This window comes from Thermodesulfobacteriota bacterium (genome assembly GCA_026415035.1).
Classification (GTDB): Bacteria; Desulfobacterota; BSN033; order BSN033; family UBA1163; genus RBG-16-49-23.
Genome location: JAOAHX010000037.1, coordinates 1 through 16,470, shown reverse-complemented (window position 1 = coordinate 16,470; position 16,470 = coordinate 1). Strand labels below are relative to the sequence as shown.

The 16,470-nt window shown below is 56.6% G+C and carries 13 protein-coding genes; all 13 read right to left on the bottom strand.

Going from position 1 to position 16,470, the window contains the following annotated elements; all coding sequences use genetic code 11:
- Positions 1–901 (bottom strand): cytochrome b/b6 domain-containing protein (locus tag N3G78_14345; protein MCX8119095.1); only part of this gene is annotated, 901 nt, incomplete at its 3' end.
- Positions 898–1,884, bottom strand: a complete 987-nt coding sequence (locus N3G78_14340; protein MCX8119094.1) for a 4Fe-4S dicluster domain-containing protein — start codon at positions 1,882–1,884, stop codon at positions 898–900. The genes N3G78_14345 and N3G78_14340, both read right to left, overlap by 4 nt.
- A gap of 63 nt (positions 1,885–1,947) precedes the next feature.
- Positions 1,948–2,229, bottom strand: coding sequence for a metal-sensitive transcriptional regulator (locus N3G78_14335; protein ID MCX8119093.1), 282 nt, complete (start codon positions 2,227–2,229; stop codon positions 1,948–1,950).
- Positions 2,230–2,355: 126 nt separating this feature from the next.
- The gene (locus N3G78_14330) at positions 2,356–2,940 is read right to left on the bottom strand and encodes a DUF4124 domain-containing protein (protein MCX8119092.1); all 585 of its coding nucleotides are present in this window, start codon (positions 2,938–2,940) and stop codon (positions 2,356–2,358) included.
- A 53-nt stretch (positions 2,941–2,993) separates the two neighbouring features.
- Positions 2,994–5,660 (bottom strand): DNA polymerase I, encoded by a 2,667-nt coding sequence (gene polA, locus N3G78_14325; protein ID MCX8119091.1) that lies wholly within the window; start codon positions 5,658–5,660, stop codon positions 2,994–2,996.
- 6 nt (positions 5,661–5,666) lie between these two features.
- Positions 5,667–6,581 carry a diguanylate cyclase gene (locus tag N3G78_14320; GenBank protein MCX8119090.1) on the bottom strand — a complete coding sequence of 305 codons (915 nt, stop codon included), beginning with the start codon at positions 6,579–6,581 and terminating at the stop codon, positions 5,667–5,669.
- Entirely contained in the window at positions 6,556–7,827 is a 1,272-nt protein-coding gene (locus tag N3G78_14315; GenBank protein ID MCX8119089.1) for a cell wall metabolism sensor histidine kinase WalK, read from the bottom strand. Before N3G78_14315 ends, N3G78_14320 begins: the two co-directional genes overlap by 26 nt.
- A gap of 10 nt (positions 7,828–7,837) precedes the next feature.
- A complete protein-coding gene (ahbD, locus tag N3G78_14310) occupies positions 7,838–8,896 on the bottom strand; it encodes a heme b synthase (protein MCX8119088.1) in 1,059 nt (352 codons plus the stop codon).
- A 125-nt stretch (positions 8,897–9,021) separates the two neighbouring features.
- Entirely contained in the window at positions 9,022–10,005 is a 984-nt protein-coding gene (gene hemB, locus N3G78_14305) for a porphobilinogen synthase (GenBank protein ID MCX8119087.1), read from the bottom strand.
- A gap of 189 nt (positions 10,006–10,194) precedes the next feature.
- On the bottom strand, positions 10,195–11,082 hold the full coding sequence (locus N3G78_14300; protein MCX8119086.1) for an LOG family protein: 888 nt from the start codon (positions 11,080–11,082) through the stop codon (positions 10,195–10,197).
- Entirely contained in the window at positions 11,079–12,764 is a 1,686-nt protein-coding gene (gene pgi / locus N3G78_14295; protein ID MCX8119085.1) for a glucose-6-phosphate isomerase, read from the bottom strand. Before pgi ends, N3G78_14300 begins: the two co-directional genes overlap by 4 nt.
- A 620-nt stretch (positions 12,765–13,384) precedes the next feature.
- Entirely contained in the window at positions 13,385–14,803 is a 1,419-nt protein-coding gene (locus N3G78_14290) for a M20/M25/M40 family metallo-hydrolase (protein ID MCX8119084.1), read from the bottom strand.
- A gap of 226 nt (positions 14,804–15,029) precedes the next feature.
- Complete coding sequence (locus N3G78_14285; protein MCX8119083.1) at positions 15,030–16,424, bottom strand: B12-binding domain-containing radical SAM protein; 1,395 nt, start codon at positions 16,422–16,424, stop codon at positions 15,030–15,032.
- Positions 16,425–16,470: the final 46 nt, after the last annotated feature.

Below are 16,470 nucleotides of genomic sequence, written 5' to 3'. Positions count from 1 at the left end.
TTCGAAGGCCATCCAGCCTTTCCAACGCCTGGGTCACCGACCTGACGCAATGCTCGCAGCTCATCCCTTTCACCTTCAAGGTGGTCAGGGTCTCCTCCTCCCGAACCTCCGTGGGTTCTGGTCCTGGCTCTTGTTTTGCCCCCTGGCTGTCCGAAGATTCCCGATGGCCCATTCCTTGGCCGGTGGTTTCCTCCCCTTCGGTTGCTACCTCCCTTCCACTCTGCCGAACGTGGGCCATCAATGCCTCATACCAGACCGGGTGTCGGCTCTTTGCATACTGAAGGTCGACCGTCCCGGTGAAGATCGATTTGGTTAGAGGCCGGTTCACCTTGAAGATCTGGGCGGCCAAATGGGCGATTATCCCGAAAAGGAAGAAGATGGTCGCGAAGGTATGGGTGAGGGTTGCGGCTGTGACGACCTCCGGGGGGAGGTAGACTTCGGGCAGATTTTTCACTACCTTGATGATCCCGGTGACCACCAGAATGAGGCTGATCCCTGCCAGATAGGCGTAGGCGAGGCGCTGCTCGGGAAGATACTTGTCGAACTCCGGCTCCCTGCCCCGGCCGAGCATGCTGAGGATGGTTTGAAGGGAGGCTCTGAAATCCCCCCTTCTCGGAATTAGCCCTCGGTGTCCTAACCATCCGTGATAGATGGCATGGAAGACCATGACCGAGACGAAGACGATGGCCGAGAGATAGTGGATCTTTAGATGGATGAAGAAATCCCCTGCCCACCCCAGTCCGGGGATCTCCGTCACCATGAATCTCTTATACATGGGAAGCTCCCCGAAACCTGAAAAGATGAGCAGAAAACCGGAGACGGCAAGCACCCAGTGTTCGATCAGCTCCACGGGACTGTGCCGAAGGACGATCGCTTTCTCCTCGATGATTCTTTCCCTCATTTCTCCTCCTTCTCCCCCCGCTGGTGGTAAATCGCCAGACCGAGGGCTGCCAAGCCGCTGAGCAGGGGTGCGATCCAAAAACCCATGGCCCATCCATTGACCTCGCGAAGCGGATTGAGGACTTTTCCCATGTGGAGTTTGGACTTCGCCCCTTTCAATGCCGCGTCGATCTTCTCGAAGGGGACCCTGCTCACATAGAGGGTGGCGGTTCCCCCATTCTCCTTCTCTCCGTAGATGAAGCCGTTGACCTCCCTGGCCCGCTCGTGGGCCATTTTCAGAATCGTCTCCCTCCTTCCGAAATGAAGGGGTTTCTTCTCTCCCAGCCTCTTTTCGCAGGCCTCCACGCAGGCTGGCATCCGGCCCGTTTGAATCCGGTCGTGGCAGAGGTCGCATTTATACATGACGCCGCCCCCCGCCGGCATGGGCTGGAGTTTGAGGTAGAGCCCAACGCCGCTCTGTCGCTGGGGGATCTGCCACGGGCAGACCGCCTTGCACTTTGCCCCTCCCATGCAGAGGCCGGGGTCGATCACGACCGACCCATCCGGATATTTATTCAACGCCCCGAAAGGGCAGAGATTGGCACAGGGGGGATTGTCGCAGTGCATGCAACGCCTGGGGAGAAAGATCTCCTCGCCCTCGATCGCGACCTTCTGGACCGTCGTCCAGTTGTAGGGAGTGAGCTGGTCGGTCACGTCTCTCCTCTTCGACCAGTCGTCATGGGTCTTCTGGGGCCAGAGGTCTTTGATCGGCCCCTTGGGCTCAGGGAATTTTCTTTCGTTCTCCCGGCGACATGCCTCCACGCATCTGGGGATCGGTTCACTCTTGCACCCGTCGCAGCGGGTCAGATCGATCATCGTCGCATAGGTTCCTGCTTTGGCGTTGGCTGGCTGGGGCACCCCCGCGGCCGAGGCCGCTCCCACAGCCGTCAGCAGGGCTCCCTTCTTAAGAAAATTCCTCCTGGTCAATCCTTTTTTCTCATCCATACCTTTTCTCCTCTGATAGGGCCTTCAAATCCCTCGGCGGGAAGGAGGCCTTCTGTCTCCCCGTCACGCATAATCGAGATACCTTGAGATGGCCGTTTCGAATTCTTTCAGCGCCTCCCGATGTTTCGGAACCGGCTCCTTTCGGCTCTCTTCGAGGCATTCCTCCATATAGGTCCGGACGATGGTCGACCCCACCTTTTTGAGGGCCGCGGTGGCGGCGGCCACCTGGGTCAGGATGTCCGGGCAGGCCGCCCCCGCCTCCACCATTCTCTGGATGCCCCGGATCTGCCCCTCGATCCTCTTCAGCCTCATCAAGATTTCTTTTTTCGGTCTGGGATCTCCCATATACTATACCCCCCTATGGTATACCTTCATTTTAAGGAATCCTCCGTCTTTTGTCAAGACCTGCTTGGTCCGGGCCTTTTTCTGGGAAGAACCAGGGTGGGTGGGCTTTTAGGAGGGGGTAATCGGTTAAGGTTTCCCGGCCTCTTTGGGTTTGAGCCATTCGGGATCGGCCCGGGAATCGGCCGCTTCTTTCGGGAGGACCTTCTCGAGCATCTCCTGGGCCTCATTCACCTGGTCCTCCCAGGACTTGGCTTCGGCCTGTAAGGTCTTGATCTCGGATTCCACTTTCTTTGTCTTCTTTTTGAACTTGTCAGGTTTGAGCCTGACCTCAGCCAGCTCTTTCTCCTTCTGTCTGATTTCGGCCTGGAGCCGCTCTACGTTCTCCCGAGCCTTCTGAAGTTTATCTTCCCATTCCCTCACCTTCGCCCTCCACCAGGCCTCATCCCTTCCAAAGAGATCTCTTTTCTCCGGCGCGGGAGGAAGGGGTTGCTTCTCTGGCTGAGGATCCGGTGAGAGTTTCGGGGAGGGGGCGGGTTTTTCGAGGGGGCCTTTCTTCTCCAATGAGGTTCGAAATCGCTCCGGCACTCGGGTGAGGTCGTCGGTGAAATGAACCACCCCCTTTTCATCCACCCAGCGGTAAAGATCCTGGGCCGCTATCCTCCCGGACGAGGCGACCAGGATCAAGAGGCTTAGAAGAAATCCCCTGTTCATAGGACCCCCTTTCTGGATCGGAAAAGGGTAGTTATGACTCCTTACCTCAGGGTTCAATGGGCCTCAGCCCAGTTTCTGCCCGTGCTGAGAGAGACTTTCAACGGAACCTTCAACTCCACCACCGCCTCCATCTCCTTTCGAATCAGGGGGAGGATCGCCTCGACCTCTTCTTCGGGGACCTCGAAGACCAGTTCGTCGTGGACCTGCATGATCATCCGGGCCGCCAGGCGAAGCTCCTCGATCCGGTTCTGGATCCGGATCATGGCCACCTTGATGATGTCGGCTGCGGTCCCCTGGAGGGGGGTATTGATCGCCATCCTCTCGGAGGCCTGCCGAATGGCCACCGTTGGGGAGTGGATCTCCGGCAAAAACCGACGGCGGTTGAAGAGGGTCGTCACATAGCCTCTCTTGCGGGCCTCCTCCAAACTCCTCTGAATATAGGTCTGGACCCCGGCATATTTCTTGAAATATTCGTCGATGTAGGCCTGGGCGACCTTGGGCTCCGTCCCCAATTGCTGGGAGAGTCCGTAGGCGCTCATCCCGTAGATGATCCCGAAGTTGATCACCTTGGCCTCCCTTCGCATCGAGGGGGTGACCTCTTCCATGGGGACCCCGAAGATTTCAGCGGCGGTCCGGCGATGGATGTCCTCGTCGTTCCGGAAGGCCTCGACCAATCTTCCGTCCTCCGAGAAGTGGGCCAGCAGTCGCAACTCGATCTGGGAATAATCCGCCGAGACGAGGAGAGAGCCTTCCTCCGGGATGAAGGCCTGGCGGATCCGGTTTCCCTCATCGGTCCGGATGGGAATGTTCTGAAGGTTCGGATCGCTGGAGGAGAGCCGGCCTGTGGCGGTGACCGTCTGATTATAAGAGGTATGGATCCGGCCCGTCTCGGGGTGGACCAGCCTGGGCAGGGCATCGATGTAGGTCGATTTCAGTTTGGAGAGATTCCGATAGCCCAAGATTTCGAGAGGGAGGTCGTGGTGGAGGGCGAGCTTTTCGAGCACCTCGACGTCGGTCGAATAGCCGGTTTTGGTCTTCTTCACCACCGGCAGTTTCAATTTTTCGAAGAGGATCTTCCCCAATTGTTGGGAGGAGTTGATGTTGAAGACCTCTCCGGCGAGATGGTAAATCTTCTCCATCCTGGTCTGGAGCTGGGCCTCGATCTCTTTCGAATAGGCCTTCAGGAGCTCCACATCGATCTTCACCCCGTTCATCTCCATCTTGGCCAGGACGATGCTCAAAGGCATCTCCACCTTCTCGAAGAGGTCATCCACCCCCGCCTCTCGCAGTTTCGGCAAAAGGAGATGAAAGAGCTGAAAGGTGACCTCGGCATCCTCACAGCTATAATCCTTCGCCCTCTCGAGATCGACCTGGTCGAAGGTTATGGCCTTGCCTCCGGTGACCTCCTTGTACTCGGTCATCGATCGATCCAGATACTCCCGGGCGATCTCGGAGAGGTTGTGATTATGTTTCGTCGGGTTGAGGAGGTAGGAGGCGATCATCGTATCGAAGCTGACCCCCCGGAGCTCGATGCCTTGGTGCTTCAGGACGACCCAGTCGTATTTGATGTTCTGGCCCACCTTCCTAATCGTCTCGTCTTCCAAAAGGGGCTTCAGATCCTGGATCACCTGTGGATAAGGGAGTTGTTTTCCCTCCTGGTGACCGACCGGGAGATAGTAGGCCTGCCCGGCCGCAGGGGAGAAGCTGATTCCCACGGGTCTCGCCCACATCGGATGGGGGGAGGTCGTTTCGAGGTCGATGGCGAAACACCCCGACTCCCTCAAGGCCTTCAATAACGCAAGAAACTGATCCCGATCCGTGACCAGACGGTAATCGCGGCCCTCTTTTGCTTGGGGTTCTTCCGAAGGAAGCTCCTTGAGGAATTTATGGAACTCCAGCTCTTTGAAGAGCTCCCTCAGGCTCTTCAGGTCCGGGGGGGAGAGGGCGAAGTCTTCTATCCGGCAGGCGAGGGGGACATCGGTGCGGATGGTCGCCAGGGTACGGCTCAAGCGGGCCAAGGCGGCGTGTTGCTGAAGCTTCTCCCTCAACTTTTTCTGTGGGATCTGATCCAGATGCCCGAGGAGATGATCGATCGACCCAAAGGCCCTGATGAGTTCCACCGCTGTCTTCTCTCCGATGCCAGGGACACCCGGGATGTTGTCGATGGCATCTCCGGCCAGGCCCATCACGTCCACCACCTGTTCGGGCGAGACGCCGAAACGCTCCTTGACCTCCGCCACGCCGAAGCGCCTTTCCTTCATCGTGTCGTAGACCTGAATGCGATCGTTGACGAGCTGGAGGATGTCCTTGTCTCCGGTGATGATGACGACATCGACCTCCGATTCAAAGCCTTTGGCCACGGTCCCGATGAGATCGTCCGCCTCATAGCCCTCCTGTTCCAGGGTGGCGATGCGATACCCCTCGATGATCTTCTTGATGTAGGGGATCTGGGGGATCAGCCCCTCGGGCATGGCCGGCCGATTGGCCTTATACTCCTTGAAGACCTCGCTTCGGAAGGTCGGGGCCTTCGAATCAAAGACGATGGCCAGATAGTCTGGCCGGTGCTCTTTGAGCACCTTGAGGAGCATCTGGGTAAAGCCATAGATGGCATTGGTCGGAAGCCCCTTCGAATTGGAGAGATGGCGGATGGCATAGAAGGCCCGGTAGAGATAGGAGGAGCCGTCGATGAGAAAAAGTCGGGGGCGAAGGGATTTTTCCATCAGAAATTAAGGACTGCTCGTATGGATTCGATTGCCTCCACCGTGTTTGGCGACATACATGGCTTCGTCAGCCGCCTTGACGAACCTTTCGAGGTCAAATTGCTCTTGGAATTCTGAAAGCCCCATGCTCACCGTGATCTGATCGAACCCGGCCTCCTGGATCGACTGGCGGATGCGCTCCGCGATCTGGAGGGCCTGATCCCGGGTGGCCCCGATCAGGAGAACGGCAAATTCGTCTCCTCCGTAGCGATATCCGGAATCGACGTTGCTCCGAATGGAATGCCGGACGATCTCCCCGATCTTTTTGAGCACCTTGTCTCCCTCGAGGTGTCCGCGGAGATCGTTATAGCGCTTGAAATTGTCCAGATCGAACATGAGGAGCGAGAGGGAGGTCTTCTGCCGTGCGCTTCGGACAATCTCAGACTCCAGGGTCTTGAAGAAGTGGCGATGGTTGTAAAGTCCGGTCAGGTCGTCGGTGATGGAGAGCCTCCGGACCTCCTCCTCCAACCTCTCTTTCTCCTTCAGGGTGCGATACTTCTCGAGGGTCTGGTTGACGATGTGGATGAGGTGCTCATTCTCGAAGGGCTTCTTGACAAAGTCGCTCGCCCCCTCTTTTAAGGCCTGGATGGCATTGTCCAGCGTCGCATAGGCGGTCAGCATGATGACACACTGAATGGGATTCTGGTGCTTGATCTTCCTCAGGGCTTCGACCCCGTCGATGTCGGGAAGGTTGATATCCATCAAGATCACTTCTGGATTTTCCTCGGCTGCCCTCCGCACCCCCTCCTCGCCGGTGGCAGCCGTGAGGACCTCGTATCCTTCATACCGAAGTAATTTCTGGATAATCTCGAGGGTGTCGGGCGAGTCATCCACGATCAGCACCTTTCCCTTCACCCTATTCTTTGGGGAGGCACTGCCCATCATCGATCTCCTTAAACGTGGGAAGGGTAAAATAGAACGTGGATCCCTTTCCAGGGGAGGATTCCACCCAGATCTTTCCTCCGTGTTCTTCGATCACCCGTTTGGCGATGGAGAGGCCCAGGCCAGCCCCGCCGTACTTGCCGCCCTCGGCCTGATAGAATTCCTCGAAGATTTTTTGGAGTTTGTCCTCGGCGATGCCAATCCCTGTGTCCTGGATGGCATGGAGGGTCTCCCCATTCTTCTGCCGGGCGGAGATGGAGATCTTCCCCCCCTCCGGCGTGAATTTGAAGGCATTGGAGAGGAGATTGATGAAGATGTCGTGAAGCCGGTCCGGGTCGGCATAGACGCGAAGGTCTTTCGGGATGTCGAGGGTGATCTCGAGGCGTTTCTCCACGGGCTTCACCTCATTGAGGTACCCTCCCACCACCTCGGCAAGACGGATAGGCTCCCGATGCAGAGGGAGGCGATCCGATTTGAGGCGGATGAAATCGAGCAGGTGGTCGATGGTTCGTTGAATGCGGTTCGTATTCCTCTGGATGGTGAGCAGATGGGATTTCAGCTCCTCCGGCACCTTTCCCCCTTTTTCCGAAAGCAGGAAATCGATGTTGGCCTTGATGGCGGTGAGAGGCGTTTTAAGCTCATGAGAGGCCATTCCGATGAACTTCATCCGGGCCTCATCGGCCTCCTTCAGCTCCCGATTGACCCGCTCCAGTTCGACCTTGGCCGTCTGTAGGTTTTCGAGCATCCTCAAGGTGACGGTCCGGGCATTGTTCAGCTCTTTGATGTTATCCTCCAGCTGTCGGGTTCGTTCCTCCACCTTCTTTTCGAGGTCTTCCCTCGATTCCTTCAATTGAAGGATCATCTGATTGAAGGCCCGGGCCAGGTCTCCGATCTCGTCCCTGGCCCGGACGGGCACCATCTGGGAGAGGTTGCCTTCCGCGATCTTCTCGGTGGCAGAGGCCAGCAGTTCGATCGGCCTCAGAAGAAGACGGGTGAAGATGAGGGTGAGGAGGAAGCCGATCCCCATGACGCCCAGCGTGACGAAGAGGATATCCCTCTTTAATTGACCGAATCGCTCTTCGAAGGCCCGGGGGTCTAACTTCCCCTCGAATTCCGAGACTTCCCGGCCCAGAAGAAACCATCCGAAGGCGCCAGAGGTGATGAGGACCAGGGTGACCATCGCCATCAAGAACTTGACGGTGAGGCTGACCCGAAAACGGAAGAAAGACTTGAAAATGGGTCTCATCTCCTGGTGATCAACTGGTCCGGGCGGTGACCCGCGAAATACCCCCGAGGGGCGGTTCATAGATGCAGTAGGGTTCCTCCGCCATGTAGTCTCCGGAGAGCTCGTGGGCCCGTGCCCGGCATCCCCCGCAGACCTTTCGGAATTCACAACGGCCGCATTTGCCTCCGTAGGCGTCGTAGTTCCGGAGCGTCCGGAAAATGGGGGACCGCTCCCAGATCTCGCGAAAGGATTGTTTTCGGACGTTTCCGCAGTCGAGTTCGAGATAGCCGCAGGGCTGAACCTGACCCGTATGGGAGATGAAACAGAAGGAGATGCCTCCCAGGCAGCCCCGGGTCAGGGCATCGAGCCCGTGGGTCTGAAAGGAGGGCTTCCTTCCTTCTGCTTTGGCCCTCTGCCGAAGGATTCGGTAGTAATGGGGGGCGCAGGTCGCCTTGAGCTGGAGAGGGACCTGGCCGTTCTGCTCGTAAAACCAGTGGAGGGTCTGTTCATAGTCCTGGGCAGAGATCTCCTGGTCCTGGAGTTCCCTCGCCCTTCCCGTGGGGACGAGGAGGAAGATGTGATGGGCGACGGCCCCGAGGTCGATGGCCAGGCGAAGGATCTTTTCGATCAGGTGAAGATTGGCCCGCGTGACCGTCGTGTTGATTTGAAACGGAAGGCCGTGCCTCTTCGCAATCTCGATGCCCCGGAGCGAGCCCTCGAAAGCGCCTTTCACCTTCCGGAAGGCATCGTGGGTTTCGGCATCATGGCCATCGAGGCTGATGCTGATCCGTTGGATCCCAGAGGCCTTCATCGCTTCGACGTTCTCCTCGGTGATCAGCGTCCCATTGGTGGCCATCACCATCCGAAACCCCTTTGCTGTTCCATACCGGGCAAGGTCGAAGATGTCGGGCCGCATCAGGGGTTCTCCGCCGGTGAGGATGATGACGGGCTTACCGAGGGTGGCCATCTCGTCCATCACCCGGAGGCATTCCTCGGTGCCGAGCTCGCCCGGATAGGGACCCCGTTCGGAAGAGGCGCGGCAATGGACGCAGGCGAGATTGCAGCTCCGGATGAGCTCCCAGGCAACCATCCGCAACTCGGGTGCTTCGAGAGGTGTGCCATGGAGCGAAGAGGGAGGTTTTGGATGGGAATCGGCGAGGTCAGGAGGTTTGGGCATCGGCGGTCCCCCTATCGATTTTTTTAACACCTTGCCACTTACGATTTCCCCCTCCCGAGTTTTAGGGCAGCTTCCTTCGCAAAATAAGTGAGGATCACATCCGCCCCCGCTCGTTTGATGGCCGTAAGGGATTCCATCATGACCTGCTCACCGTCGATCCAACCCAACTTCGAAGCGGCCTTGATCATGGAGAACTCGCCGCTCACGTTGTATGCCGCTACCGGGATGTTGAAGGTCTGCTTCACCCGATGGATGATGTCGAGATAGGGAAGGGCGGGTTTGACCATGACCATATCCGCGCCTTCTTCAAGATCCAGGCGAACCTCTCTCAAGGCTTCCTCGGCGTTGGCAGGATCCATTTGATACGATTTTCGGTCGCCAAACTGGGGTTTCGATTCCGCGGCCACCCGGAAGGGTCCGTAAAAACTGGAGGCGTACTTGGCGGCATAGGAGAGGATGGGGAGGTCTTGAAACCCGTTCTCGTCGAGGGCCTTTCGAATCGCTCCCACCCTTCCGTCCATCATGTCGGAGGGGGCGACCATATCTGCGCCCGCTTCGGCATGGGAGACGGCTTGGGCACTGAGCAGTTCGAGGGTCTCGTCGTTTAAGATCTTCCCCTCTTGGACCAGCCCACAATGGCCGTGGCTGGTGTATTCACAGAGGCAGACATCGGTGAGCACGAGGATGCCATCGACCTTCTCCTTGATCTGTCTCACCGCCCGTTGGATGATCCCATCCTTGGCATAGGCCTCCGATCCCCGGTCGTCCTTCCTTTCGGGAATTCCGAAGAGGATGACGCCGAGAAGGCCGAGGGATTTCGCCTCCTTCACCTCCTTCACCAGAAGATCGATCGAGAGCTGAAAATGTCCGGGCATGGCGTCGATCGGATTTCTTATCCCTTTTCCCGGCCGGACAAAGAGGGGAAGGACGAAATCGTCGGGCCTCAGGTGCGTCTCCCGGACCATCTCCCGAAAGAGCTCGTCTCTCCTGAACCTCCTCGGTCTGTATTTCGGAAAGCCCATAAGTCTCCTGGGAAGCCCCCTAAACTATTTTCTACAATATTTCCGGAGGAATGTCTACAAGAGGGTGATTGGTGGATCGGGCCCTCCATCGGCCCTAAGGGGTTGAGAGAAAAGACGAAAATCCCGGGCAGGAGTTCCTTTCCTCCCCTTTTCGTCACCCGAAAGGCAGGGGTATCCCTTAGGGGCCTTTTATAAAAGATCGTCGATTTTCGAAAGGATCTCCCATGCCTCCTCGGCCGTCTCGACATACTGGAAGAGCTGGATATCCTCCGGTGAGATCGTCCCTTCCTCCACAAGGGCCTCGAAATGGATGACCCGGTTCCAGAACTCCCGGCCGAACATCAGGACCGGGATGGGTTTGATCTTCTTCGTCTGGATCAACGTCAGCGTCTCAAAGAGTTCGTCCAGCGTCCCATATCCACCCGGGAAGATCACCAAGGCGCGGGCGCGAAGGAGAAAGTGCATCTTGCGAATGGCAAAGTAATGAAACTGGAAGCAGAGTTCAGGGGTGATATAGGGATTCGGTTTCTGTTCGAAGGGCAGGACGATATTGAGGCCGATGCTTTCGGCTCCGGCTTCATGGGCCCCCCGATTGGCGGCCTCCATGATGCCGGGTCCTCCCCCGGTGATGACCACCAGCCTGGGTCGGTTGGGGTGTTCCCGGTGTTTCGAAATCAGAAAGGCCAGCTTTCGGGCCTCCTCGTAGTATCTGGATTTTTCATAGAGGCTTCGGGCGATTCTCGCCTTTCGAAGGAGGGACTCATTGGTTGGGTCCTTTCTCACCTCCGCCTCGATCGAAGCGAGGGAGGCCCTTGCGGTCTCCCTGTCGACCACACGGGCGCCTCCGAAGATGACGATCGTATGTTCAATCCCGTGATCTCTCAAGATGAGTTCGGGCTTGAGCAACTCGAGCTGGAGGCGAACCGGACGGAGCTCGTCCCTCAGCAAAAACTCCTGATCGGCGTAGGCCAGCCGGTAAGAAGGCGAAAGCGTTTGCGGAGAGGGGACATATAATTCCGCCGCCTTCGCATCTTCAAAAGCGGAGGGGAAGGGAACCTTTTTCATTTTTTGTCTCATGTCTCCCTCCCGTCGGAGGGGGTCTCCTCCCTCTTCATCTTTTTGTAGGCATTGATGAGCCCGTTCGTCGAAGGGTCATGGGAAGAGATCTCCCCCGGATGCCTCAGCTCGATTAGGATCTTTTGGGCCAGCTGTTTTCCGAGCTCCACTCCCCATTGGTCGAAACTATAGATGTTCCAGAGGATGCCTTGAACAAAAATCTTGTGTTCATACATGGCGATCAGGCTTCCAAGGCTCCTTGGCGTGATCTTTTTCAAAAGGATGGTGTTGGTGGGCTGGTTGCCTCGGGTGACGCGGTGGGGCGTTACCCTTCGGATCGCTTCAGGGCTCAAGCCCATCTCCTTGCAGGTCCTGAGGATTTCACGCTCGGTCCTCCCCTTCATCAAGGCTTCGGTCTGCGCGAAAAAGTGGGACAGGAGAATTTCATGGTGATCCTCGAAGGGGTAGGGGCTGTTGGCGGCCGCGATGAAATCGCAGGGGATCAACTTCGTTCCCTGGTGAAGGAGCTGGAAAAAGGCATGTTGTCCGTTGGTCCCGGGTTCTCCCCAGACAATGGGGCCGGTCGAATAACGGATGAGCCGGCCCTTTCGATTGACCGATTTTCCGTTGCTCTCCATGTCCAACTGCTCCAGGTAGGCGGGAAGCCGATGGAGGTTCTGGGCATAGGGAAGGATCGCGAGGGTGTGGGCCCCGAAGAAATTGATATACCAGATCCCGATCAAGGCGAGCAGGACCGGAAGGTTCGCTTCGAAGGGTGATCCTCTGAAGTGGAGGTCCATGGCATGGGCCCCCTCCAAGAAATCGGTGAAGCCTTGGAATCCGATCATGCAGGCGATGGACAACCCGACCGAAGACCAGACGGAATACCGCCCTCCCACCCAATCCCAGAATTTGAACCTGTTTTCAGGAGGAATGCCGAACCGGTTCATCTCCTCCTCGTTGGAGGAGATGGCGATGAAGTGGTTTTTGAGGAAAGAGACGTTTCGGGCCCGATCGAGAAACCATCGCTTTGCCGTCATGGCATTGGTCATGGTCTCCTGGGTGGTGAAGGTTTTGGAAGCCACGAGGAAGAGGGTGGTCTCCGGGGCGACCTTTTTGAGCGTCTCTCCGATCTGGGCCCCGTCCACGTTGGAGACAAAATGGGGGCGAAGGCGAGGATTCCAATAAGGTTTTAGGGCCTCCGTGACCATCTGCGGGCCAAGATCAGAACCGCCTATCCCAATGTGGACGATGTCCTGGATCGGTTTTCCCGTATAGCCCCTCCACTGGCCAGAAGAGACCCTATTTGAGACTCTCTCCATCTGTTTTAGGACGGCGTTGACCTCGGGCATGACATCCACGCCGTCTGTGAAGAAGGGTTGGGCGGAGCGGTTCCTCAGGGCGACGTGCAGGACCGCCCGGTTTTCGGTTTCGTTGATCTTCTCTCCGGAGAACATCTGCTCGATCGCCTCTTTGAGCCTGCAGGCTTCGGCAAGATCGATCAAGAGGCGAAGGGTCTTCCGGGTGAGGATATTTTTGGAGTAATCGACCAGCATGTCTTCGAATCGAAGGGAGAAGGCGTCGAACCGATCGGGCTGCCTTCTGAAGAGGTCCTCCATGCGACATTTCTTCATGGTGGAGTAGTGCTCCTTGAGCCGTCTCCAGGCCAGGGTCTTCGTTGGGTCGATTCTCGGAAGGGCCATCGGTCCAATTCCTCCTTTCACGCAGGGAGGTTGATCCGCTCTTTCCGGCCTACTTTCCCTCTTATGCTCCCTTTGGATCGGATTCCTCCCGCTTCTTCAACGGTCTTCACAAACGGCGGCCCATCCGGGCCGGTCTCTGCTTTTGGGCGATCCCCGTCATCCTTCGGACAGCGAAGGCGAATTGGGACGATATCGATCGGGCTCTCTCTTGGCCTCGTCCTTTGACAAATCCCCTCGGAGTTTTTTTTAAGGATCTTTCGCGATCCCATCCGATACCGGCGCAGGGTCCCTCCTCACCTTCGGGTCCTCTTCCGTCAGGGAGAAATTTTATCCGTAACGTCTGTCCGATTCAAGGAATCGATCGCTCTTTTATGAGTGGGCGGGTATTGGGGACCCACAGGACTTTCCCTTTCTGACTCAGCCGGGATTGGAGTTTTAGGACGGTCCTTTCAAAGATTGCCAAATATTCTTCGGAGAGGATCCCTGGGATTTTATGGGGACCTGAAGAAGACCGGAAAGTCACAAGGAAGCCGGATCGGTTCGAAGAAGGGTTACGGGGCCAAAGGCCAAAGGGGGATGGCTGAATAGGATGATGGGGGGGCAGATGGCCCTGGCCTCTTTTATTCGGAGAGTTGATAAAGAAAGGTGGCCACAAACTTCTCGAAGTCCCGCAGGCCTTCGATGGTCATATATTCATCCGAACTGTGCTGACGACCCCCATGGCCCAGACCACCCGAGACGACAGGGATGCGGAGGATTCTTGAAAAGACGAAGTAAGGTGCAGCCCAGGTCGCCATGGGCCAGATCTCGGGGTCGCGGCCGAAGGCCTTGTAAGTGGCGATGAACTTCTGCACCAGTGTTTCGTGGAAGTCCGTCTTGGACCAGGTGTAGTTGTCCCGGACGATGACGTCGATATCGTCAAAGCCTTTCTGGATCAGGTGTCTCTTGAATTTTTCGATCACCTCTTCGGGCTCCATGTTCGGGCCAAATCGGATATCGAGTTTGGCTACCGCCGACCTGGGGAGGACGGTCTTCGTCCCTTTCCCATAATACCCCGCATGAATCCCGTCGATATTGATGATGGGGTCGAAGAGTCCTTTCCGGAGAAGGTCCACCCCCTTCAACCGATATTTGAACGAGAGGGCCTTCATCTCCCTTAGAAAGGCCCTTTCGTCGAAGGACTCTGCCAGTCTCTTTAAAAGATCGAGATCTGTGGCGGTGAGAGGGGCGACGTTCTCATAAAACCCTTCGATGGTAATCCTCTCGGAATCGTCCACGAGGGTAGCCAAAGCGTGGACGAGCCGCCAGACCGGAGAGGCGATCCAAGCGCTGACCGAGCCGTGAATCGATTCGGTGGGTCCCCCTTTCTTTCCCCCTCTGCAGATGAGATCGAGGTAGACAATTCCCTTGAGGCCGAGGTGGAGGGAGACCTTTCGGTTCGAATCCTCGTTGAAGTCGAAGTCTACGGCCCCGATTCCCTTGAGTTCGTTCCGATGTTCTCGAATGAAGGGCTCGAAGTGGGGGCTTCCGATCTCCTCCTCTCCCTCGATGGTGAAGAGGAGGTTGAGTGGGAGGCGATCCGATTCCACGATACTCTTGAGGGCATTGAAAAGCCCGGCAAGGGCCCCTTTCGAATTGACCGCTCCCCGGGCGATGACGCAGGGTCCGAGATTGGGTAGGGTTTTAATTTCGGCGCCAAAAGGAGGGGAGGTCCATTTTTCCTCCTCGGCCGGCTGGACATCGTACATGCCATAGATGATCAAGGTGCGGGGACTTCCGGTATTCACCCGGCCGAGGACGATTGGGAAGTCTTCGTCCCCGTGGAATTCCGCTTCACCTCCGATCTCGCGGATAAATTCTCTGACGATCCGGGCGGTCTCTCGAATCCCCTCGCCCGTCGCAGAGACGCTCTTTTGCCGGAGGAAAGCCCTGCATCGTTCGAGATGTTCGGTGAAGTTCTCGTCGATATGATCATGGATGCGACGGATCAGGGCAGAGGAGGCCAATCTTCGGTCCGGAACAAGGTTGATGGACTCCATTTTAACCCTCTTCTCCTACTCCGTTCAAGGGGTCGCCCTCGGCTTACGAGTCCCCCTTTTTCACCCAATCCTGAAATTCCTCCATGTCCTCCCCACATTGACCCAAAATAAAACAGCAGCGGTCAGAAAGATTAGGGCCAACAAAAGGCTTTCTTGATGTTCTCCTCTTTCCCATAATAAGGAACAATTCGGTTTTGAAATGCTTAACCCACAGGAAGGGAGGTCTTTAATTTTCCCGAAAAGAGGCCGCCCCTTTTTCAAAAACGATCGGGTAAACCCTCTTCCGGGCATGACCTCGTTGGAAGGTGGATAACTTGAAGAAGGCAAAAGAGAGGACCAGGGAGCGAAACAGACGCCAGAGATGGTTTCCCCTTTGCGACATCGTTCTGATAAATCGCCACCAGCGTTTAAGGATATTCTTCCAGGAATAGAAATGTCTGTTGATTTTCCGGTAGGCTTCGAAGACCTCTTCCGGCGAAACATGCTTGGGTTTAAAAACGAGGTGGTCCCCATCGTAATGGGAAAGGTCTCGGTCGAATATTCGGCCTTCCTCTTCCACCTGCTTGTGAAACGGCGTCCCCGGAATAGGGATCGCAATCGAAGTCAAAATGGCACTTGGGTCAATCTCGTCCAGTTTTTCGGGCAGGGTCCTGTAATACTCGGGCGTGTCTTCCTCGAGGGCGACCATCAAACCGGTGAAGGTCAGAATTCCTCGCTCCTTAAGCTTCCGGAAGAGCTCTTGGTACTCCTGGACTTTGTTCTGTTTCTTATGGACGGCAGAGAGGCTGGGTTCGTTTAACGACTCCAACCCAATGAAGGCCATCCCACATCGCGCCTCGTGGAGCAGTTCGACGAACTCATCGTCTTGGAGACAATCGAAACTGAATTGGACTCCGATGCCCCAAAATTTCAGCTTGGCGATCTCCCTCAGGAGCTCTTTGGCATAACCCATATCCGCCCCGAAATTGTTATCGAGGAGCATCGCCATCTTCCGCTTATAGAAAGGGAGATTCTCTGACGCCCGAAGATCTCGGATGACATCCTCGACCGGCCGGCATCGAAAGGGAGCGGGTTTGACGGTGAGCTGGCAGAAACTGCACCTGTATTTGCAGCCTCGAGTCGCTTCGGTCACGATGGGGACGGCGAACTGCGGCTCGACGAGGTCGTAACGGGGAGGAGGGATGTTCTCGAGCGAAGGGGCAAAGGGCGCCTCATAGACCTTCTTCAGCTTCCCTTTGACCATATCCTCAACCACTTGAGGCCACATACGCTCCGCTTCGCCAACGACGACGGCATCCATATGAGGGATCACTTCCCCGGGGAAGGTAGAGGGATATCTCCCGCCCGCTACGACGATTTTCCCTCGCTTCCTGAACTTTGCAGCAACCTCATAGGCATGGGGAGCGCAGAAGTCCATGAAACTTAAGGCGATGAAGTCTGCGTCTGTGTTGTAGTCTATCGGCCGAACCATCTCATGGAGGAGCTCCACCTCGACGATCGGGGGCGTCAATCCAGCCACAAGAGCACCGGATAAAGGAGGGGCTGGGGAGCTGGCAAAGTAGGTCTGCTTGTCTCCCAGGTTTTGAAAGAGGGCGATGATCTGAAGTTTGGGCTTACCCATAGGACCACTCCTCCTTCTCTCTTAACCGGAGGGCCATCCTCTCAAT